This window comes from Stenotrophomonas sp. OVS01A, assembly GCF_019969775.1.
Classification (GTDB): domain Bacteria; phylum Pseudomonadota; class Gammaproteobacteria; order Xanthomonadales; family Xanthomonadaceae; genus Stenotrophomonas; species Stenotrophomonas indicatrix.
The window spans coordinates 1278702-1299428 of the sequence record NZ_JAHXYV010000001.1 but is presented as its reverse complement, the minus strand read 5'-3'; the positions used below and the strand labels follow the sequence as shown (position 1 = coordinate 1299428).

The following is a 20727-nucleotide window of genomic DNA, read 5'->3' as shown; positions in this document are numbered from 1 at the left end:
ATCACTGGATTATCGCCAACCACAGCCCCACTGACGCACGCCATTCGTCCCCCAGCCCCGCCACTGGGCCCTGCAGGGCATCCAACCGCCCCTTCCTGCTGGCGACAGCCCACAAGGACTTCCACTCTGCGAGGACGCCAACACGGATACCGCCATGACCCGCCGCCACGACCTCGACACCCTGCGTATCGGTGCCTTCGGGCTGTTGATCCTCTACCACGTGGCCATGGCCTACGTGGCCGGATGGGACTTCCACCTCAAGAGCGTCCACACCGCGGAGTGGCTGCAATGGCCGATGATCGCGCTGAATCGTTGGCGCATGCCGCTGCTGTTTGCCATCTCCGGCATCGCGCTGGGCCTGTGCCTGCCCGCGCAGGGCCGGTGGCGATTCGCGCTGCGGCGCGGCGGGCGGCTGTTGTTGCCGCTGTTGTTCGGCATCGTCGCGGTCGTTTCGCTGCAGGCCTACTGTGAAGCGGTGGACAAGGGCGACGTCACGCCAGGGCTCGGTGCGTTCCTGTGGCGCTACTGGCAGTTCCGGCCGTGGCCGGGAGCCAGCTTCACCGGTGCCGCCTATGGCTTCACCTGGAACCACCTGTGGTACCTGGCCTATCTGATCCCTTACACGCTGCTGGCGATCGTGTTGGCCAGCGTAGTGCGGCCGCTGCGCCACCGCCTGCCGGGCCTGCCTGCGGGCGACCGCTGGGTGGCCACGCTGGGCCTGCTGCTGCCGGTGCTGTGGCTGGCGTGGGCGTTGCTGGTGATCCTGCCCGCCCACCCGCCAACCCATGCGCTGGTCGATGACCTGTACGTCCACGCCGAATCGCTGCCCCTGTTCCTCGGCGGCTTCCTCGCCGCGCGCTGGCAGCGTGGCTGGAATCTGCTGGTGCGCGGCCGGCGGTTGACCCTGATGCTGGCCGTTGTCGGGCTGACTGTCGAACTGGGCATCCGCGCGTTGGGGCGGATGCCCGACCTCGGCGATCTGCCGCAGTGGGTGCTGGCGCTGCCGTGGGCGCAGACCGAGCGCGTTGGCCGAGCGCTGTACACCTGGTGTTCCCTGCTGGCCCTCTTCGGATGGGCGCAGGTCCTGCTGGCGCGGCCATGGCGTGGCCTGGGCTACTGCCGCGAGGCGGTGTTCAGCTGGTACATCCTGCACCAGACCGTGCTGATCATGCTGTTGTACTGGTTGCGTCCCCTGCAGCTGGGCGCATGGCTGGAGCCGGCGCTGGTGATTGTAGGTACCGTCGCCGGCTGCCTGCTGATCCATGAACTGCTGGTACGCCGTGTGCGCTGGCTGCGGCCGCTGTTCGGGTTGCGTGCCGATCGCAACGGCGCAGTGAGCATCACGCAGGACCACAGCGCCGGCCGCCGGGCATGGCCCGGCGCTACCGCACCTCGAACTCGCCGACCAGCACCGTCTCGGCACGATCCTTCAGCCGCATCGTGATCATCTGGTCCTTCTGCTTCGGCGTGCCCCAATGGGTAGTCAGGCGCAGCATCAGCGTCGTCGCACCGGTCACCAGCTGCTGGCGGCTGCCGAAGTAGTTCGCCTCCACCTTGTACTTGCCCGGCTTGGCGTTGCGCAGCGAGAACTGTTCCGGACCATAGCCACCGGTGAAGTCCTGCGACATCTGCCCACCCTGGTAGGTCAGGCGGTTGCCGTAGTACGCACGCTCGCCGTTCGGGTCGGTGACCCACAGGTCCATGTCGCTGTTGTCGGCATCCCAGGCCAGCACCACGCGCAGGTCCAGCGGCATCGCCTGCAGCAGGCGCGGGTCGATGCCGGTGGTATCCAGGCGCGGCGTGCTGCCGGCCACCAGGTTGGTCAGTTCATCCAGGGCGATCAGCGCGATGCCGTCGAAACGACCATCCCACGGCCGCACGACCACCTGGTACAGCGGCGCCAGCGCCTGCTGCGGCTTGCCCGCTGCGGACAGCGCCAGGCCCAGATCACGGAAACTCTGCGGTTCTTCCTGGCCCATCGCCAGCACCTGCTCGAACACCGGCACCGCCAGTGTGGGTGCATCGGCCTGCAGCAGGCGATAGCCGAGAACGCGCAGCAGATGGCGGTTGTCCAGCTCCATCTCGGCCAGGTTGGACAGCACGCGCAGGGCAAGATCGCGCTGGCCCTGTTCGATCAACAGGTCGGCCACGTCGAGGAAGAACGCACTGCTGTTGGCGTTCGCAGCGCGCTCGGCCAGATAGCGGTCGTACAGTTGCGACGACGGTCCCTGGCGCAGGCGGCGGGCAACCGGCGAATCCGATTGCCAGGCGGCCAACCGGATTCCCAGCTGACCGTCATTGGCGGCGGCCGGTGCATTGGACGCCGTGGGTTCGATGGCAACGGCATCCATCGCGGCCTCCAGGCCCGCAGGTGCCTGCCGCGGCGGCGATCGACGGGCGCGCGCGCTGCTGGACTCCGCCCGCTGCTCGGCGGCAACGGCCATCGGCGCTGGCGCGGGAGCAGGCGCGGCGAGCATCGCCACCGGGGCAGCCGCGTACGCGTCCTGACCGACCACTTCCAGCGCCTTCGCCTGCACGCGCATGCCCTTCGGCCAACGGCGGCTCCACCATTGCTGGCGCTGCTGCCACTGCGTCACCACCTTGTCCAGGCGCTGACGGTCGGCGGCATCGCGATCTGCAACCTGGCGTGCGAAGCGCTGGTCGTACTGGGCGCGCAAGGCACCTGCGGGGCGGATCGCGTAGCGCAGGTAGTCGTCCAGCGTTTCCAGCACGATCAGTGAAGTGTCCGGGCCCACCAGGCTGAACTGCTGCGACAGGCGCTGCATCGCCTCGCGATTGCCGCGCCGATCGGTCGACAACTGCTGCAGGCGTGCCTGTGCCCACAGGCCGGCCAGCAGATCGCCATCGGCGCTGGTGGAGCTCTCCGGCAGTGCCTGCCATTGCCCACCGGCAATGCGCACCCGCATCGGCACACCTTCGGCCGCCAACCGCGCATGCAACCACAGCCAGCCCTGGGCCTGGCTGCGGCGGTCGACCACCACGTCCTGCACACCACGGCCGGCATCGATCTGGACATCCAGTGGCATCGACAGCAGCTCCCGTGCAGCGGCATCGATATCGCTGCCGAGCGCCACGAAACTGCCAGCATGCGCCTCGCTCCAACCGCGCAGGCGTGTGGCATCGGTGCGTGCGCCGGCACTGCTGAACGCAAACAGGCGCTGATCGGCGGCCAACGCCGGCAGTGCTTCCGGCCCGTAGGTCAGCAGGCCGTCGCTGACCATCAGGTACTCCTTCACCGAGGGCTGCGGCTGCCACTGCGCCAGCGCGCTGGCGCCATCCGGCTGCACCGCCATCAACGCGCGCCGCAGTTCACTCCAGTCACCCCTGCGGATACGGAAACGACGCACAGGCTCGGCGCGATCACGCAGCACGGTCAGCGCGACGTTGCCCTCGCCCATCGCAGCAAAGTAGCGATCCAGCAGCGCGAACTCGCGGGTGCGGTCGCGCTGGCCTGCGGAACCCGAACCGTCCCACAGCAGCCCCACCTCCGACGGCACACGGCGCGGCGCGGTCGACGTCGGCACCGGCAGCTGCGCCAACAGGTAGTGACCGTCCTGCCAGCGCGCAACCTGCACCTGTGCCTTGCGCTCGGCCGGCAGCGTCCATTGCAGCTGGGCCGGCAACTGCGCGCCACGTCCTTGCCAGTGCAGGCGGCCATCGGCGATGCGGAACGGCGCGCTTCCTGCCTCAGCCCCCTTCGGTGCCCGCACGTCCAGTTCGACGGCTGCGGCGCCGGCGACGAACTGCAGCGGCAGTGTCCAACGCCAGCCCTGCCCGGCATATGCCAGCGGCTCGCGTACGACCAACTGCACGCGGCGGCTACCGCCGGCCGGCAGCGGATACACGCGCAGCCGGAACTGGTTGCCGGCGGTCTGCTCCAGCAGGCCCGGGTCGACGCCACGACGGGCGATCTCCTCGAACACCTGACGACCGCGGTCCTTGGGCACCGGTACTGCCTCGCGCAACTCGCCGTTGATGTCCAGGGCGAACCCGGTGATCTGCTGGCCCTCGGCCAGCGGGAACTGCAGCTCACCTTCCAGCACGCGCTGGTTGGGGTTATGGAACTCCAGGGTGATACGGGTCTGGGCGATACCGGCCTGGACCTCGCCTTCGATGCGGGCATGTCGCAGCTGCACGGGCTGTTCGGCGGCGGGCGCGATCAGCAGCGGTGTGGACGTCATCGGCGGTGCCGGACGCCGCGACGCCTGGGGCAGTGCCGGCCAGCTTGCCAGGGCCAACAGCAGTACGGTGCAGCAACGGGCGAAGACCATGACAGGACTCCAGTGGGATCGTGACTGCTTGAACGCACCAACCGGGAGGACGGGGTTAACGTGATTCGATGCTGGTTCTTCGCTGCCCCTGGGCGCACCATGTGCGACTTCCCGATCCCGTGCAAGGATGCCCATGCGTTCTCCCCTGCTTCCCACCCTGCTGGCCCTGTGCTGGCCGTTGGCCGCCGGCGCCGTCGATGCGCCTGCAGGCCTCTATTTCCAGCATCACGACTGGGTCGTGGCCTGCGACAACACGCGCACGTGCCGCGCGGCCGGCTACGCCAGTGGCGATGACAGCACCCTGAGCGTGCTGCTGACCCGGGCGGGCGGCCCCAATCAGGCCATCAGCGGTCGGATGTCGTTGCAGCCGATCGATGACCAGCCGCAGCCCAAGGGCGCGCTGCACCTGCGCATCCAGCAGCGTGACCTCGGTGTGCTGGCGCCGGCCACGGAGCCGGGTGTCCATGTGCTCAGCGCGGCACAGACCAGCGCAGTGCTGTCCGCGCTGGTGCGCGATGGTGGCATCGCGGTTGTCGATGGCGCCGGCCACACGTGGCCGCTGTCGGACAAGGGCGCAGCGGCTGTGCTGTTGAAGACCGACGAGTTCCAGGGCCGCGTGGGCACGCCGGGCGCGGTGATGCGCAAGGGGGCCGCTGCCGAAAGCAGCGTGCCTGCCGCCGTTGCCAAACCCGTGGTGCGCAAGGCACCGACGCTGTCGACGCCACCGGACGACCCGGCGTTTTCCAAGCTGGCCGCCTCGCCGGCGCTGCGTGCGGCGCTGCGCGCCACTCTGGTAGAACCCAGCTGCGAAGGCCTGCTCGACACCGACCCGGATCTTCCGATCAGCAATTCACCACTGCAGATCCAGCGCCTGGACACCAAGCATCTGCTGGTCAACGTCCCCTGCTGGCGCGCGGCCTACAACACCGGTGATGGCTACTGGGTCATCGGTGAGAAAGCGCCCTACCAGCCGCAATGGGTGACCAGCGACGCGATCGACTACGGCGACGGGCAGATCGTCGCCTCGCACAAGGGCCGCGGTCTGGCCGACTGTGTGTCGGATGAAACGTGGACCTGGGATGGCACCCGCTTCGTCGCGACCTCGGCGATCAGTGGCGGCCTGTGCCGCGGCGTTCCCGGGGGTACCTGGGAACTGCCGACGCGGGTGACCGACGTACGCTGACCCTTCCGAAGCGGTAGCGCCGGGCCATGCCCGGCATGGACTACGCCGGCAGGGAGTGCTCGACGATCAGCTGGATCGCTGCGCCACCACGGTAGTCGTCGCAAGCCAGGCGATAGGCCAAATGAACATGCTTGCCTGGCGCATTGCCGTGCCAGCCGCCGAAATGGATCGCGTTGATCGTGCCGGGTACGCCGGGCAGGCGCAGTTCCAGCTTCAGATGCCGTTCCTTCAGCACGCGCCAGTTGGCCACTTCGAAGTGGCCATCGAACAGCGGCTCGGGAAAGCCCTGCCCCCATGGACCCGCCAAACGCAGCGCATCGGCATGGCGATGATCGAGTTCGTCCGCGGCCAGTTCGCCGTCGCTGAGCACCTGCTGCTGCAGTGCAGCCGGGTCGAGCATTTCCAGCACGGTGGCGACGAACGCGGCTTCGAAGGTGGCCAGATGATCCAGACGCATGCTCAACCCGGCGGCCATCGCGTGACCGCCGAAGCGCTCGATCAAGCCGGGATGGCGTGCATCGACCAGCGCCAGCGCATCACGGATATGCAGGCCGGCGATCGAACGCGCCGAGCCGCGCAGGGTGTCGGCGCCCGGCTCGGCCGGCGCGAACGCGATCACCGGCCGATGCAGGCGATCCTTCATCTTTGAAGCAACCAGGCCAACCACGCCGGGGTGCCAATCAGCATCGAACAAGCAGGCCGCCACCGGGCGCTGGCCTGCGGTATCGAGCACCACCCGCGACAGCGCGTGTTCGGCGTCATCGGTCATCGACTGCTGGACCGCACGCCGCTCGGCGTTGATCTGTTCCAGCGTCTGCGCGATGTCGCGGGCCTGCCGCGGATCTTCGGTGAGCAGCAGGGCGATACCCAATGCCATGTCTTCCAGCCGACCGGCCGCGTTCAAGCGCGGGCCAAGCCCGAAGCCGATGTCGGTGGCGGTCAAGCGTGCAGCATCGCGGCCGCTGGCCTCGATCAATGCCTTCAGGCCGACGCAGCCCTGGCCATTGCGCAGCCGGCGCAATCCCGCGCTGACCAGGGCGCGATTGTTGGCATCGAGCACCACCAGGTCGGCCACTGTGCCCACCGCCACCAGGTCCAGCAGCGTGGTCAGGTCCGGCCCTTTGCCATCGGCAAATACCCCCGCTTCGCGCATCTGCCGGCGCAGCGCCATCAGCACGTAGAAGATCACGCCGACACCGGCCAGCGCCTTGCTGGGGAAGGCGTCGCCGTCGAGGTTGGGGTCGACGATGACATCGGCCGGTGGCAGCTGTGGACCGGGCAGATGGTGATCGGTCACCAGCACCTGCCAGCCACGCGCCTTGGCCGCGGTCACGCCGGCATGGCAGGCAATGCCGTGATCGACGGTGACCAGCAGATCCGGCTGCAGCGCAGCCAGCTCGTCCACCAGAGACGGCGACAGACCATAGCCATGCACCATGCGGTTGGGCACTGCGTGGAAGACGTGCTGCGCGCCGAGCATGCGCAGCCCACGCACACCGACCGCGCAGGCGGTGGCGCCGTCGCAGTCGAAATCACCGACTACCAGGATGCGCTTGTCGGCGGCGATGGCTTGCACCAGCAGGTCCACTGCTGCGTCGATGCCGGTCAGCAGTTCCGGCGCATGCAGGTTGCCGAGCTTGGGCAGGGCCAGCTCCGGCGTGTGCGCACCACGTGCGGCATACAGGCGGGCCAGCAGGGGCAGCGTGCCCTCCGGCCAGCTACCGGGCACGGCCGCATCGCGACGGCGGATCATCGGCGTATCGGAAGACGGCAGCACAGCATCGGCGGCAAGGGACATCGGCATCGCCGGGTTGCGGAAGACCCGCGCATGATACCCCGCTCGGCTCGCCAGGCTCTTCCGGGCTTGGCGCAGGCGTGGCGATCGCCCATGCTTGTTCGCTTCTGAAACGGAATTCGCCATGTACCGCCTGCTGTCCGTACTGCTTGCCAGCCTCCTGCCACTTGCTTCCCAGGCCGCAAACACGCCGCCAACCCCCGGTATCGAGTTCGTACACCACGACTGGTTCCTGGCCTGCGACAACACCGGCACCTGCCGTGCAGCCGGCTACGGCCCTGAAAAGGCGGACAGCCTGCTGGGCCTGATGCTGGAACGTGCCGGCGGCCCCGGCACGGCAGTGAAGGCGAGGCTGCGGGTCGGCGAGGATGGCGAAAGTGCAGTGCCTGAAGGTTCAATGCGCCTGCACGTGAACGGTCGTGATCTGGGCCCAGTGCAGGACACCGGGGCCGACGAAGCAGTGATGCTGCGGCCGACGCAGGTAGAAGGCCTGCTGGCCGCCCTGCCCGGCCAGGCACGCATCGAGGTGATCGACAGCAGGGGCACGCGCTGGCCGATTTCCGATCGTGGTGCCGCCGCGGTGCTGCTGAAAATGGACGAGGTCCAAGGGCGCGTGGGCACGCCCGGTGCGCTGGTACGCCGCGGCACGCGTGCCGAAGCGAGCGTGCCCGCCGCAGTGGCCAAGCCGGTGATCGTGCGCGGTGTGCTGGCGGCCGGCCGCCCCGGCGATAGCGGGCTGGGCAGCAGCGAAGCGCTGCGCGACGCGCTGATTGCCACGCTCGGCGACAACGACGACTGTCCGCGCCTGATCGAGTACGAGGGAACACCGGAAATGGTGATCGAGCGGTTGGACGACCACCACGTGCTGGTGCAGGCGTTGTGCCAGATGGGCGCGTACAACTACAGCAATGGCTTCTGGATCGCGCGCGATCAGCCGCCGTTCGCACCTGAGACGGTCACGCTGGAGGCAGAAGGCTTCTCGCGCTCCGATCGCACGTTGTACGCGCGCTACAAGGGCCGCGGCATCGGCGACTGCGTTTCCGGCTGGGACTGGGCCTGGGATGGCCGCAGATTCCAGCCAAGCAGTGCGTTCAGTACCGGCCTGTGTCGTGGCGTGGCGGGCGGGCACTGGACGCTGCCGACGCTGGTCAGCACGGTCCGCTGACCCGGAAGCCTGGAACATGACTACGCTTCGATTTCCTCTACTGGCGCTGGCGTCACTGACGCTGGCACCTGTCAGCTTCGCCGGCACGCCCGCGCAGTTCACGTTCCTTGAACAGAACGGACACCTGGCATGCGATAACACAGGCACCTGCCGGATGGTGGCGTTCGGCCCACCGGCCGCGTTGATGCTGGGCGTGCTCATCGAGCGTGCCGCTGGACCAGACACCCCCGTGACGGCGCGATTGTCGCTGGCTGATGGCAGTGACGGCGCGCCCCGCAGCCCGCGGGTGCATCCAGAGGGCCGGCTGCGGCTGCATGTGGATGGCGCGGACCTGGGTGATATCGGCCCGGTGGATGCGCTTGAGGCCGGCCTGGCTCTGGCACCACCACATGCGCAAGCGCTGCTGGATGCACTGGGGCGCGGGCGGCCGGTCAGGATGACCGACACGGCGGGCCAGGCATGGCCATTGGCAGAGAGCGGTAATGCCGCACTGCTGCTGAAGATGGACGAGGTACAGGGCCGCTTGCACACCCCCGGGGCGTTGGTGGACAAGGGTTTGCGGCCGGAATCGCAGGTGCCGGTCGCACGGGCGGCAGCTCGCCTGGTGCCGCCACCGCTGCTGGTTGAAGCCCACGACGAGGATGCCGCGCTGGCCGAACGTGCCGATCTACTGCAAGCGCTGCTACCGCGCGCCGAGGCCGGCGCGGGTTGCGCTGCAGCCTCTTCCCGCCACCTGCGCATCGAGCGGATCGATGCAACGCATGTGCTGGCGATGTTGAACTGCACGACCGGCCGCTACATCCGGCCAGCCGGCAGCTGGGTGATCCGCGACCGAACGCCCTTTGCGCCCGTGCCGATCACCGCATCCACGCTGTTCCCGCTCTACCCGCACGCCGTGTTCCTTGAAGAAGGCCTTGCAAGCCCTACCGACCGCTGCGGGATAGACCGGCATTGGGCCTGGGATGGAGCCCGCCTGGTGCTGGCGGCAACCTTCGTCGGCCGGCACTGCCTGGGCGTCGGTCAGCGCCACTGGCAACTGCCGACCTACGTTACGGAATTGCGCTAGGGCATCCGCCGGGCATGGCCCGGCGCTACCACCACGTCAGGCGTCGTGAAGCTGCCGTGGCTTCTTCCAGAACTGCCAGCGCTGGCCGCGATCCAGCTGGAACTGCAGGCCGTCCTCGAAATCCAGCACCAGGCGCTGCAGCTCGCCACGCTTGAGCGCGGCCAGCAGCGGCCGGATTGCATCGTTGCCCAGCTGCTGCAGCGAGCGCAGCTGGCGCAGGTCGACCAGTGCATCGACCGACTGCTCGCCATCCACCGCGACACCTGCGGCCTGGGCCAGGCCCTGCAGCAGCGCATCGCGGCTGCGCACCTGCGCGTGCGGCGTGGCCACCGATACCGGCATCACGCCACCACCCCAGAACCACAGCGAATTGATCGGCTGCTGGCCCTGCGCGGCGCGCTGCTGGTTCCACGAGTGGGTGTGCAGCAGCACCTGCGCTTCGGTCATCAGTGCGCGCCAGCGACGGCCCGCCTCGCCCGGCGGCAGGTGCGAGAACAGGTCATCACCCAGCACCTCGTCGGGGCTGTCGAACTCCGGCAGTTCAGTACCGATGGGCAGGCGCAGGTACCAGCGTGACGGATCGGGTGCATCCAGCACGAAGCCTGCATCCGCAAACAGCGGCTGCAGCACGGGCAGCAACGCCAGCGTATCGGCCAGGCTGGGCCGCAGCGTTTCGCCGTGGCCCATCATCCGCGCGCCATGCATGTCCGGCACCATGCAGGCCGGATCGGCACGCAGCCAGCAGGCGCCGGCGGCATCGCCGACGTCACGCTGGCGGGTCAACGCGGCCACCGGCCAGTGCGGCGCGGCCACCGTGAAGTGGCGCAGCAGCTGCGCGCGTTCGCCGGCATCGCCCTGCGAAGTGGTGGCGCGGCCCAGGGCGCGCGCCACGTCATCCGGCAATGCAGCCACCGCAAAGCGGCTGCGTGCCGGCAACAGCAGGGTCGCCGTCGCCACGAATCAGTCCTGGTAGCTGACGCTGACGATCTCGTACTCGCGCTGGCCGGCCGGCGCATCGATCACGATCGAGTCACCTTCCAGCTTGCCGATCATCGCGCGGGCGACCGGCGAGGAAATCGCGATCAGGCCGAGCTTGATGTCCGCTTCCAGATCACCAACGATCTGGTACTTCTTCTCTTCGTCCGATTCCACGTCGGCCAGGATCACGCTGGCCCCGAACACCACCTTGGAGCCTGCATTGAGCTTGCTCACGTCGATGATCTCGGCGTGCGACAGCTCGCCTTCCAGCTGCTTGATGCGGCCTTCGATGAAGCCCTGTTCCTCGCGCGCGGCGTGATACTCGGCGTTCTCCTTCAGGTCGCCGTGCTCGCGCGCTTCGGCGATCGCGGCGATCACCTTCGGACGCTTGACCGACTTCAGGTGATCCAGTTCGTCGCGCAGACGCTGCGCGCCCTTCATCGTGATGGGTGCTCTCATGCGTTCAACTCCTTGTGCAGTTCCTGCAGCGACCAGACCGGGCCGGTACCGCGGAATTCCAGTGAATCCACCAGCGCCTTGGCACCGGCAATGGTGGTCGAATAGGTGACACGGTGCTGCAGTGCCTCGCGACGGATCGAGAACGAGTCGTTGATCGCGGCACGGCCTTCGGTCGTGTTGACGATATAGACGATCTCGCCGTTCTTGATCGAATCGACGATGTGCGGGCGACCCTCGACCACCTTGTTGATGATCTCGCAGTCCATGCCGTGCTGCTGCAGCCACGCTGCGGTGCCACGGGTGGCAACCAGGCTGTAACCACGCGCCAGCAGGGCCTTGGCCACCGGCAGCACGCGCTTCTTGTCCGGGTCGCGCACCGACACGAACGCCTTGCCCACTGGCGGCGCCTTGATGCCACCGGCTTCCTGCGCGCGCGCGAAGGCGGCGTTGAAGCTGCGGCCCACGCCCATCACCTCACCGGTGGAGCGCATCTCCGGCCCGAGGATCGGGTCAACGCCCTGGAACTTGGCGAACGGGAAGATCGCTTCCTTCACCGAGTAGTAGTCCGGCACGATTTCCTTGGTGGCGCCCTGCTCTTCCAGGGTCTTGCCCGCCATGCAGCGCGCCGCGATCTTGGCCAGCGGCATGCCGGTGGCCTTGGACACGAAGGGCACGGTGCGCGAGGCACGCGGATTCACTTCCAGCAGGAAGATGGTGTCGTTGCCTTCCTCATCGGTCTGGATCGCGAACTGGGTGTTCATCAGGCCCACCACGTTCAGGGCCTTGGCCAGCTCGACCACCTGGCGACGCAGCTCGGCCTGGGTTTCAGCCGACAGCGAGTAAGGCGGCAGCGAGCAGGAGGAATCGCCCGAGTGCACGCCAGCCTCTTCGATGTGCTCCATCACGCCACCGATCAGGACGTTGCCCTGGGCGTCGGCGATGATGTCCACGTCGCACTCGACGGCGTTGTCGAGGAAGCGATCCAGCAGCACCGGCGAATCGTTGGACACCTTCACCGCGTCACGCACGTAGCGGGCCAGATCGGATTCGCCGTAGACGATTTCCATCGCGCGGCCACCCAGCACGTAGCTCGGGCGCACCACCAGCGGGTAACCGATCTCGCGCGCCAGCAGCAGGGCTTCCTGGTCGTTGCGGGCAATGCGGTTCGGCGGCTGCTTCAGGCCCAGCTTGTCCACCAGCTGCTGGAAGCGCTCGCGGTCTTCGGCCAGGTCGATCGAGTCCGGGCTTGTGCCGATCACCGGCACGCCGTTGGCTTCCAGCGCGCGTGCCAGCTTCAGCGGGGTCTGGCCGCCGTACTGCACGATCACGCCCTTGGGCTGCTCCAGCTCGACGATTTCCAGCACGTCTTCCAGGGTCAGCGGTTCGAAGTACAGGCGGTCGGAGGTGTCGTAGTCGGTCGAAACGGTTTCCGGGTTGCAGTTGACCATGATGGTTTCATAGCCGTCCTCGCGCAGCGCCAGTGCCGCGTGCACGCAGCAGTAGTCGAACTCGATGCCCTGGCCGATGCGGTTAGGGCCACCGCCGAGGATCATGATCTTGTCGCGGTTGCTCGGCGCGGCTTCACACTCGTCCTCATAGGTCGAGTACAGGTAGGCGGTGCCGGTGGAGAACTCGGCGGCACAGGAGTCCACGCGCTTGTACACCGGACGCACCTTGTGCGCGCGACGCAGCGCACGCACGGCCGCTTCGTTGGTGCCGGTCAGCTGGGCCAGGCGGGCGTCGGAGAAGCCGGCACGCTTGAGCTTGCGCAGGCGCGCCGCATCCAGTGCGTCGATGCCATCGGCTGCGACCTGGGTCTCGGCGGCGATGATTTCTTCGATCTGGTCCAGGAACCACGGATCGATGTAGGACAGCTTGAAGATGTCCTCCACGCTCATGCCGGCGCGGAACGCGTCGGCGACGAAGAACAGGCGCTCCGGACCCGGCGCCTTCAGCTCGCGGCGCAGGGTCTGCAGATCGTCTTCACTGGTCAGGTCCAGGCCGGTCGGGTCGAAGCCGACCTTGCCGGTTTCCAGGCCACGCAGGGCCTTCTGCATCGATTCCTGGAAGGTGCGGCCCATCGCCATCACCTCGCCCACCGACTTCATCTGGGTGGTCAGGCGTGCATCGGCAGCCGGGAACTTCTCGAAAGCGAAGCGCGGAATCTTGGTGACGACGTAGTCGATGGACGGCTCGAACGACGCCGGGGTCAGGCCGCCGGTTATCTCGTTCTTCAGTTCGTCCAGGGTGTAGCCCACAGCCAGCTTGGCGGCGACCTTGGCGATCGGGAAGCCGGTGGCCTTGGACGCCAGCGCCGAGGAACGCGACACGCGCGGGTTCATCTCGATCACCACCACGCGGCCGGTGTCCGGGTTGATGCCGAACTGCACGTTCGAACCACCGGTATCCACGCCGATCTTGCGCAGCACGGCGATGGAGGCATCACGCAGGCGCTGGTATTCCTTGTCGGTCAGGGTCTGCGCCGGGGCCACGGTGATCGAGTCACCGGTATGCACGCCCATCGGGTCCAGGTTCTCGATCGAGCAGACGATGATGCAGTTGTCCGCGGTATCGCGGACCACTTCCATCTCGAATTCCTTCCAGCCCAGCACCGACTCTTCGACCAGCACTTCGGTGGTCGGCGACAGTTCCAGGCCGCGGTTGACGATCTCGATCAGCTCTTCGCGGTTGTAGGCAATGCCGCCGCCACTGCCGCCCAGAGTGAAGCTGGGGCGGATGATGGTCGGATAGCCGACGCGGGTCTGGATCTCCAGCGCTTCGTCCAGCGTATGGGCAACGGCAGCGGTCGGGCACTCCAGGCCGATCTCGCTCATCGCCACGCGGAACAGTTCGCGGTCTTCGGCCATCATGATCGCTTCGCGCTTGGCGCCGATCAGCTCGACGTTGTACTTCTCAAGCACACCGTTGTCGGCCAGGTCCAGCGCGCAGTTCAGCGCGGTCTGGCCACCCATCGTCGGCAGCAGCGCGTCGGGCTTCTCCTTGGCGATGATCTTCTCGACGGTCTGCCAGTTGATCGGCTCGATGTAGACGGCGTCGGCCATCTCCGGGTCGGTCATGATCGTGGCCGGATTGCTGTTGACCAGCACCACGCGGTAGCCCTCATCTCGCAGGGCCTTGCAGGCCTGGGCGCCGGAGTAATCGAACTCACAGGCCTGGCCGATGACGATCGGGCCGGCACCGATGATGAGGATGGTCTTGAGGTCAGTGCGCTTGGGCATTTTCTTCTCTAAGTCAGTACAGCGTGACAAGGGGGAGTGATCGCACGCTGTCGATCAGGAAATCTCTTCGGGTTTCAGCGCAATCCCGCACTGGTCCTGCAATCCCTGGCTCAGTTTCACCGCAAATTCGTCAGGGACGCTCATTGCATCGAAACCAGCATCCAGGCGCTTGAAGGACGTACTGCCGAGAAAGGCGTCGAATCCGGCGGCGTACGCCTCGTCGTTGACGTTGACCGACGCGTCCGCTGCCGACTCCGGGAGCGCGCGGGTGAGGATCAGGTAACCCTTTCCGGACGGTGTGGCCAGGAAGCGCGACCAGTCCGCGACGATCACGTCACCGTCCTCGCCAAGGCTGTTGATCAACGACTGGCGCGCATGAACGTAGAAGAACGACTGGATGGAGGTGCGGGCGCATTGGCGCTCGCTTTCGGCCAGCGCTTTGAGCGTTGGCACCTCCTCGACCATCATCGCCGCCGACGACGCACCAACCGAGTCCTTCTTCAACGTGTGCAGCAGCGCGTCCATGTCCGCAGCGGACGCCGGCGCAGCCTGTGCCGCACCCGCGGCGCAGCACAGCGACAGCAGCAGAGCGGCGCTGCGCATCAAGCCTTCGCCTCGGCCATCAGGGTCACGAAACGATCGAACAGCGGACCGACGTCATGCGGGCCCGGCGAGGCTTCCGGGTGGCCCTGGAACGAGAACGCCGGCACATCGGTGCGGGCGATGCCCTGGTTGGTGCCGTCGAACAGCGAACGGTGGGTCACCCGCAGTGTGGCCGGCAGGGTCGCTTCATCCACCGCGAAGCCGTGGTTCTGCGAGGTGATCATCACCCGGCCGCTGTCCAGGTCCTGCACCGGATGGTTCGCGCCGTGGTGGCCATGGCCCATCTTGATCGTCTTCGCGCCCGAGGCCAGGCCCAGCAGCTGATGGCCCAGGCAGATGCCGAAGGTCGGAATCTTCACGTCGATGAAGGTCTTGATCGCGGCGATCGCGTAGTCGCACGGTTCCGGGTCACCCGGGCCGTTGGACAGGAACACGCCGTCCGGCTTCAGCGCCAGCACTTCAGCGGCCGGGGTCTGCGCCGGCACCACGGTGACCTCGCAGCCGCGCTCGGCCAGCATGCGCAGGATGTTGGTCTTCACGCCGAAGTCGTACGCCACGACCTTGTACTGGGCCGGCACGCTGACGAAGGCGTTGGCATCCAGGTCCAGCTGGCCCTCGGTCCAGACGTAGGTCTTGTCGGTAGTCACGACCTTGGCCAGATCCATGCCCTTCAGGCCCGGGAACTTGCGGGCCGCTTCCAGTGCCTTTTCCACGTCGATGCCGTCGCCGGCCATCAGCGCGCCGTTCTGGGCGCCCTTCTCGCGCAGGATGCGGGTCAGCTTGCGGGTGTCGATGCCAGCGATGGCGACCACGCCACGCTGGATCAGCCAGTCCTGCAGCGACACCTGGCTGCGCCAGCTGCTCGGGCGGCGCGGTACGTCGCGCACGATCAGGCCGGCCGACCACACCTTGGACGCTTCATCGTCCTGGTCGGTCATGCCGGTGTTACCAATGTGCGGATAGGTCAGCGTGACCATCTGCCGGGCGTAGGACGGGTCGGTCAACACTTCCTGGTAGCCGGTCATGGCGGTGTTGAACACCACTTCACCGACGGACAGGCCGGGCGCGCCTACGGATTCGCCCTCGAATACGGTGCCGTCTTCGAGGACGAGGATTGCGGCTTGGGTCACGGAATTCTCACTTTGGCTACCGAGGGGGTGCCGAAGTCACGCCTGCGCTTCACGGAAATCCGGTTGCAAAAAAGCGCGGACGTACGGTCTGGGACCGGTCCGGCTTTCGTGATTCGGCGAGTGCGAATTGTAGCGGTGCCGGGGCGCTCGCGCCAGCGGTTATCGCCATTCATGAACAGGCGATTGCGCATTCATTTCAATCCGGGGCCGTATGCAGCCACTCAAGGGTAGCGCCGGGCCATGCCCGGCGGATCTGCCACCGACGCCGGGCATGGCCCGGCGCTACCGTTTACAGGGGGCCGTCCAGCAGGTCACGTACCCGGTAGCTGCCTGCCGCCCGGCCCTGCAGCTGGCGAGCGGCAAACAGCGCCCCGCGGGCAAAGATGTCGCGGTTGGTGGCCCGGTGCACCAGCTCGATGCGCTCGCCCAGGCCGGTGAACTGCACCAGATGCTCGCCGACGATGTCTCCGGCGCGCAGGCTGGCGTACTGCGGCTCGGCGCCGCCCCGCTGCGCCGCGGCGCCCAGGGTCAACGCCGTGCCCGAGGGAGCGTCCTTCTTCTGCGTATGGTGCGATTCGACGATGTCGCAGTTCCAACCGGCCAGCGCCTGCGCCGCACGTTCCACCAGCTCATCGAGCACCGCCACGCCCAAGCTGAAGTTCGACGCCCACACCAGCGGGATCTTCGCCGCCGCTGCTTCCAGTGCCTGGCGCTGCGCGCTGGAGATGCCGGTGGTGCCCGATACCAGTCCCGCACCGCGCTCCACGCACAGTGCCAGCAGCGCATCGAAGCCCTCGGGCAGGCTGAAGTCGATCGCCACATCGAACACCGGCGCCCCCGGCAGCTCGCTGGCCGCGAAGAACGGCACGCCGTCGATCACCCGCTGCGCTGGCGCGCGGCCGGTCACCGCAGCGACGATCTGCAGGGAATCAGGATGTTCGGCGGCCAGCCGCAACAGGGCCTGGCCCATGCGCCCGGAGGCGCCGTGAATAAGCAATCGCAGGGGAGTCTGGTTCATGCACGCAGGCTAGCGGCAGCACGCATGGTCCGGCAAGCACTGTCGCTGCTACGCTGCGTGCCCCTTCAAGCGCTGGCCCGCACCTCATGCACCTTTGCAAACCGCCCGCGCCAAGCGCTGACGCCATCATGCCGCCTGCGCGGATGCAGGGCTGAAACGGTGCGCATTTCCGAAGTCGCCCGCCGTACCGGCGCCAGCGCCAAGGCCATCCGCCTGTACGAGGCACGCGGCCTGCTGCCGCCAGTGCCGCGCCTGAACCGCTATCGCGACTACAGCGAGCAGGACGTGGCCTGGGTGCAGCTGATCCGACAGGCACTGGGGCTGGGCATCGGCTTGGCCGCCATCACCCGCCTGCAGCGCGGCGACGGCCAGCTGGACTGGCCAGCCGTGCTCGCCCTGCTGGAACGCCAGCGCACTGCGATTGCCGCCGAGCGCGAGCGCCTTGCCCGCACCGAGATCGAGCTGCTGCATGTGGCTGACGAGCTGCGGCAATGGCTGCAACAGGGCGATGGTCCCTGCGTGCTGGCCCCCGCTGGCTGCCCCGGCGGGGTTTGACTCTGCCCTTGGGGCATAGCGCAACGTCGGTCGCCTTCCAGCCTCCGAGACTGCCGTGTCCCGTTCCATCCTGATCCTGCTTGGCCATCCCGACCGCGACAGCCTGTGCGGCGCCCTCGCCCAGCGCTACGCGACCGCCGCCCGCAACGCCGGCCACCGCGTGCGCATGATCGCCTTGGGCGACCTTCAGTTCGACCCGGTGCTGCGCCACGGTTATCGCCAGATCCAGCCACTGGAAACCGACCTGCAGGATGCAGCAGACGCGATCCAGGCCTGCGACCACCTGGTGCTGGTCTACCCGACGTGGTGGGGCACGATGCCGGCACTGCTGAAGGGCTTCTTCGATCGCGTGCTGCTGCCGGGCTTCGCCTTCCGCTACCGTCGCGATTCGGTGTGGTGGGACCGGCTGCTGGCGGGGCGCAGCGCGCGGGTCATCACCACGCTGGATACGCCGCCCTGGTACTACCGCTGGATCTACCGCGACCCGGGCATCACCCAGATCCGTGCCACCATCCTTGAGTTCTGCGGTATCCGCCCGGTACGGGTCAGCCGGCTGGGCCCGGTGCGCAGCAGCACGCCGCAACAGCGCGAACGCTGGTTGGCACTGGCAGCGGAGCTTGGCACGCGGACAGGTTGACGCATCGCCGCGAACCGGCCGCCTCACCCTGCCTGCAACGTAGATCCACGCCCTGCGTGGATGATCAATTCCGACACCGCTGGAGGGCAGCGCTGGGGATGGGTAGATCCACGCCATGCGTGGATGATCAATCGGCAGTGCGGACCGAGGCCCGCACCCACCAGGGCAGCGCCCAGGCGCCTCTCTAGTGCTGCTTCGGCGGTGTCGGTCCGCAGCTGTCGCAGCCGCCGCACGCACCGCCACCGCCAGTGGCCGGCGGCGCGATCTTCCGGCCCAGCGCCTGCAGCCAGGCCGCACGGCCCGGCTTCAGCAGCGCCAGTGCCAGCGCACCGCGCAGCTTGCGCACGGTGCCGGGCGCCTGCTTCTTCAGCACCACCCAGGCACTGACCAGCACGGCCACCGCGATGATCAGGTACTGCACCAGCAGGCCGGCGTCCATCAGCCGCCTCCCAGCGCCACGGTCACCTGGTAGGTGATCAGCGCCGCGACATAGGCCGCAGCAAACAGGTAGAACGCCGAGAAGCCCATCGTCTTCCACGAGTTGGTCTCGCGCTTGATGGTGGCCAGCGTCGAAATGCACATCGGCGCGTAGATGAACCACACCAGCAGGGCCAGGCCGGTAGCCAGCGACCAGCCGTCGGCCACCACCGGCGACAGTGCGGAGATCGCCGCATCGTCATCGGCGGCCGACAGCGCATACACCGTCGCCAGCGAGGACACCGCTACTTCGCGCGCAGCGAGGCCCGGGATCAGCGCGATGCAGATCTGCCAGTTGAAGCCCAGCGGCGCGAAGATCGCGGTCATCGCATGACCGATCTGGCCGGCGTAGCTGTAGTCGATGGCCGGCATCGTCGCGTCGGCGGGCGCGCCCGGGAACGACAGCAGGAACCACAGCAGGATGGTCAGCGCCAGGATGATGCCGCCGACACGCTTGAGGAAGATCATGCCGCGCTCGTACAGGCCGACGGCGAGGTCGCGCGGATGCGGAATGCGGTACGACGGCAGCTCCAGCATCAGCGGGTGCTCGCTCTTGTCGCGACGCCACTTCTTCATCACCCACGACATCACCAGCGCGCTTAGGATGCCGGCCACGTACAGGCCGAACAGCACCAGGCCCTGCTGGTTGAAGATGCCGATCCTGCCGGCCGGTATGAACGCACCGATCAGCAGCGCATATACCGGCAGCCTTGCCGAGCAGGTCATCAGCGGCGCCACCAGGATCGTGGCCAGGCGGTCACGCGGGTCCTGGATGCTGCGGGTGGCCATGATGCCCGGCACCGCGCAGGCAAAGCTGGACAGCAGCGGGATGAACGACCGCCCCGACAGGCCGGCCGCCGCCATCATGCGGTCCAGCAGGAACGCGGCGCGTGGCAGGTAACCGGACTCTTCCAGCGCCAGGATGAAGGCGAACAGGATCAGGATCTGCGGCAGGAACACCACCACGCCGCCCAGGCCGGCGATGATGCCGTCGGTCAGCAGGCTGGTCAGCGGACCTGCCGGCAGCACGCTGGCAGCCAGCTCACCCAGCCAGGCAAAGCCGGCCTCGATGCCATCCATCAGCGGCGTGGCCCAGGCGAACACCGCCTGGAAGATCAGGAACATCACCACCACCAGCGTGATCAGGCCGAACACCGGATGCAGCAGCCAGCGGTCCAGCGTGTCGTCGATCTTCGCCGTCCGTGCCGGCATGCGTACGGCTGCGGCCAGGATCGCGCGCACCTGCGCGTGGTAGTCCACGCCACTCTCAACGCCGGCCAGCGGCGCATCCAGGTGCGGCACCATCGTATCCAGGCGTTCCACCAGTGCACGCGCGCCCTGCTTGCGTACCGCCACGGTTTCCACCACCGGCACACCGATCTCGCGCTCCAGCGCGGCCACATCGATCTGGATGCCGCGGCGCTGCGCGGCGTCGACCATGTTCAGGGCGATGATCATCGGCTTGCCCAGCTCGCGCAGTTCCAGGGCGAAGCGCAGGTGCAGGCGCAGGTTGGTGGCGTCGATCACGCACAGAAGGACGTCCGGCGCGGCCTCGCCCGGGTAGAACCCCCGGCACAGGTCGCGGGTGATCGCCTCGTCCAGGCTGGCCGGCTGCAGGCTGTAGGCGCCCGGCAGGTCGAGCACGGCGAACTCGCGGCCGGACGGCGCACGCAGGCGGCCTTCCTTGCGCTCAACGGTGACGCCGGTGTAATTGGCGACCTTCTGCCGGCTGCCGGTCAGCTGGTTGAACAGCGCGGTCTTGCCGCTGTTGGGGTTGCCGACCAGCGCGATGCGCAGCGGGGCGGCGGTTGCGGTGGCGCTCATGCACGTCCCTCCTGGCTGGCCGGGTCGATGACCACGCGCCGGGCCTCACTGATACGCAGCGCGAAACGGGTGAACCCGACCTGCACCAGCAGCGGCTCACCACCAACCGGGCCTCGCGCCACCAGGCGCACTTCCTCGCCCTTGACGAAGCCCAGCTCGCGCAGGCGCCGGGCGATGGCATCGTTGGCATGCAGGTCCTGCACGGAATCGACCACGGCCGAGGCGTGCAGGGGCAGTTCGGACAGCGTCATCTAGCGTGTTCTCTGCTGGATGTAAATGGTTCTCGATTCTAACATTCCCGCGTCG

The 20727-nt window shown here is 67.7% G+C and carries 17 protein-coding genes; 6 read left to right on the top strand and 11 right to left on the bottom strand.

Going from position 1 to position 20727, the window contains the following annotated elements; genetic code table 11:
- Positions 1–154 precede the first annotated feature (154 nt).
- A complete protein-coding gene (locus LC407_RS06240) occupies positions 155–1444 on the top strand; it encodes an acyltransferase family protein (RefSeq protein ID WP_223482430.1) in 1290 nt (429 codons plus the stop codon).
- Here LC407_RS06240 and LC407_RS06235 read toward each other — a convergent pair.
- Positions 1383–4292: a VIT domain-containing protein gene (locus LC407_RS06235; protein WP_223482429.1), complete on the bottom strand. Its 2910-nt coding sequence runs from the start codon at positions 4290–4292 to the stop codon at positions 1383–1385. The genes LC407_RS06240 and LC407_RS06235 overlap by 62 nt on opposite strands.
- A 133-nt stretch (positions 4293–4425) precedes the next feature.
- Between LC407_RS06235 and LC407_RS06230 the strand changes: the two genes are divergently transcribed.
- Positions 4426–5475 (top strand): DUF1176 domain-containing protein, encoded by a 1050-nt coding sequence (locus LC407_RS06230; RefSeq protein WP_223482428.1) that lies wholly within the window; start codon positions 4426–4428, stop codon positions 5473–5475.
- Positions 5476–5515: 40 nt separating this feature from the next.
- On the opposite strand, the gene recJ is transcribed toward LC407_RS06230, so the two are convergent.
- Positions 5516–7273, bottom strand: a complete 1758-nt coding sequence (gene recJ / locus LC407_RS06225) for a single-stranded-DNA-specific exonuclease RecJ (protein WP_223482427.1) — start codon at positions 7271–7273, stop codon at positions 5516–5518.
- Between the two features lie 121 nt (positions 7274–7394).
- Here recJ and LC407_RS06220 point away from each other — a divergent pair, with 121 nt between their 5' ends.
- Both LC407_RS06220 and LC407_RS06215 read left to right on the top strand, forming a co-directional pair.
- Positions 7395–8435 carry a DUF1176 domain-containing protein gene (locus LC407_RS06220; RefSeq protein ID WP_223482426.1) on the top strand — a complete coding sequence of 347 codons (1041 nt, stop codon included), beginning with the start codon at positions 7395–7397 and terminating at the stop codon, positions 8433–8435.
- Positions 8332–9501, top strand: coding sequence for a DUF1176 domain-containing protein (locus LC407_RS06215; RefSeq protein WP_223482425.1), 1170 nt, complete (start codon positions 8332–8334; stop codon positions 9499–9501). The genes LC407_RS06220 and LC407_RS06215 overlap by 104 nt, the downstream gene beginning before the upstream one ends.
- 36 nt (positions 9502–9537) lie before the next feature.
- Here the strand turns inward: LC407_RS06215 and LC407_RS06210 are convergent, their stop codons facing one another.
- The 6 genes from LC407_RS06210 to dapB form a co-directional block, all read right to left on the bottom strand.
- Entirely contained in the window at positions 9538–10458 is a 921-nt protein-coding gene (locus LC407_RS06210; protein WP_025874723.1) for a phosphoglycerate mutase, read from the bottom strand.
- Positions 10459–10461: 3 nt separating this feature from the next.
- Positions 10462–10926, bottom strand: coding sequence for a transcription elongation factor GreA (gene greA / locus LC407_RS06205; protein ID WP_025874725.1), 465 nt, complete (start codon positions 10924–10926; stop codon positions 10462–10464).
- An 8-nt stretch (positions 10927–10934) separates the two neighbouring features.
- On the bottom strand, positions 10935–14177 hold the full coding sequence (gene carB / locus LC407_RS06200; RefSeq protein ID WP_088100894.1) for a carbamoyl-phosphate synthase large subunit: 3243 nt from the start codon (positions 14175–14177) through the stop codon (positions 10935–10937).
- 54 nt (positions 14178–14231) lie between these two features.
- Positions 14232–14780, bottom strand: a complete 549-nt coding sequence (locus LC407_RS06195) for a hypothetical protein (RefSeq protein ID WP_223482424.1) — start codon at positions 14778–14780, stop codon at positions 14232–14234.
- A complete protein-coding gene (carA, locus tag LC407_RS06190) occupies positions 14780–15910 on the bottom strand; it encodes a glutamine-hydrolyzing carbamoyl-phosphate synthase small subunit (RefSeq protein WP_223482423.1) in 1131 nt (376 codons plus the stop codon). Before carA ends, LC407_RS06195 begins: the two co-directional genes overlap by 1 nt.
- 289 nt (positions 15911–16199) lie before the next feature.
- Positions 16200–16928 carry a 4-hydroxy-tetrahydrodipicolinate reductase gene (gene dapB / locus LC407_RS06185; RefSeq protein ID WP_099842401.1) on the bottom strand — a complete coding sequence of 243 codons (729 nt, stop codon included), beginning with the start codon at positions 16926–16928 and terminating at the stop codon, positions 16200–16202.
- Between the two features lie 159 nt (positions 16929–17087).
- On the opposite strand from dapB, the gene LC407_RS06180 reads away from it, so the two are divergent.
- Together LC407_RS06180 and LC407_RS06175 are read left to right on the top strand one after the other, a co-directional pair.
- On the top strand, positions 17088–17483 hold the full coding sequence (locus LC407_RS06180) for a MerR family transcriptional regulator (RefSeq protein WP_099844283.1): 396 nt from the start codon (positions 17088–17090) through the stop codon (positions 17481–17483).
- 55 nt (positions 17484–17538) lie between these two features.
- Positions 17539–18120: an NAD(P)H-dependent oxidoreductase gene (locus LC407_RS06175; protein WP_223482422.1), complete on the top strand. Its 582-nt coding sequence runs from the start codon at positions 17539–17541 to the stop codon at positions 18118–18120.
- A gap of 184 nt (positions 18121–18304) precedes the next feature.
- Here LC407_RS06175 and LC407_RS06170 read toward each other — a convergent pair whose 3' ends face one another.
- Genes LC407_RS06170 through LC407_RS06160 form a run of 3 tightly spaced genes read right to left on the bottom strand, consistent with a single transcriptional unit; the run spans position 18305 to position 20672 of the window.
- On the bottom strand, positions 18305–18559 hold the full coding sequence (locus LC407_RS06170; protein WP_025874739.1) for a DUF6587 family protein: 255 nt from the start codon (positions 18557–18559) through the stop codon (positions 18305–18307).
- On the bottom strand, positions 18559–20421 hold the full coding sequence (gene feoB / locus LC407_RS06165) for a ferrous iron transport protein B (protein ID WP_032975492.1): 1863 nt from the start codon (positions 20419–20421) through the stop codon (positions 18559–18561). Before feoB ends, LC407_RS06170 begins: the two co-directional genes overlap by 1 nt.
- Positions 20418–20672 carry a FeoA family protein gene (locus LC407_RS06160; protein ID WP_025874743.1) on the bottom strand — a complete coding sequence of 85 codons (255 nt, stop codon included), beginning with the start codon at positions 20670–20672 and terminating at the stop codon, positions 20418–20420. The genes feoB and LC407_RS06160 overlap by 4 nt, the downstream gene beginning before the upstream one ends.
- Positions 20673–20727: the final 55 nt, after the last annotated feature.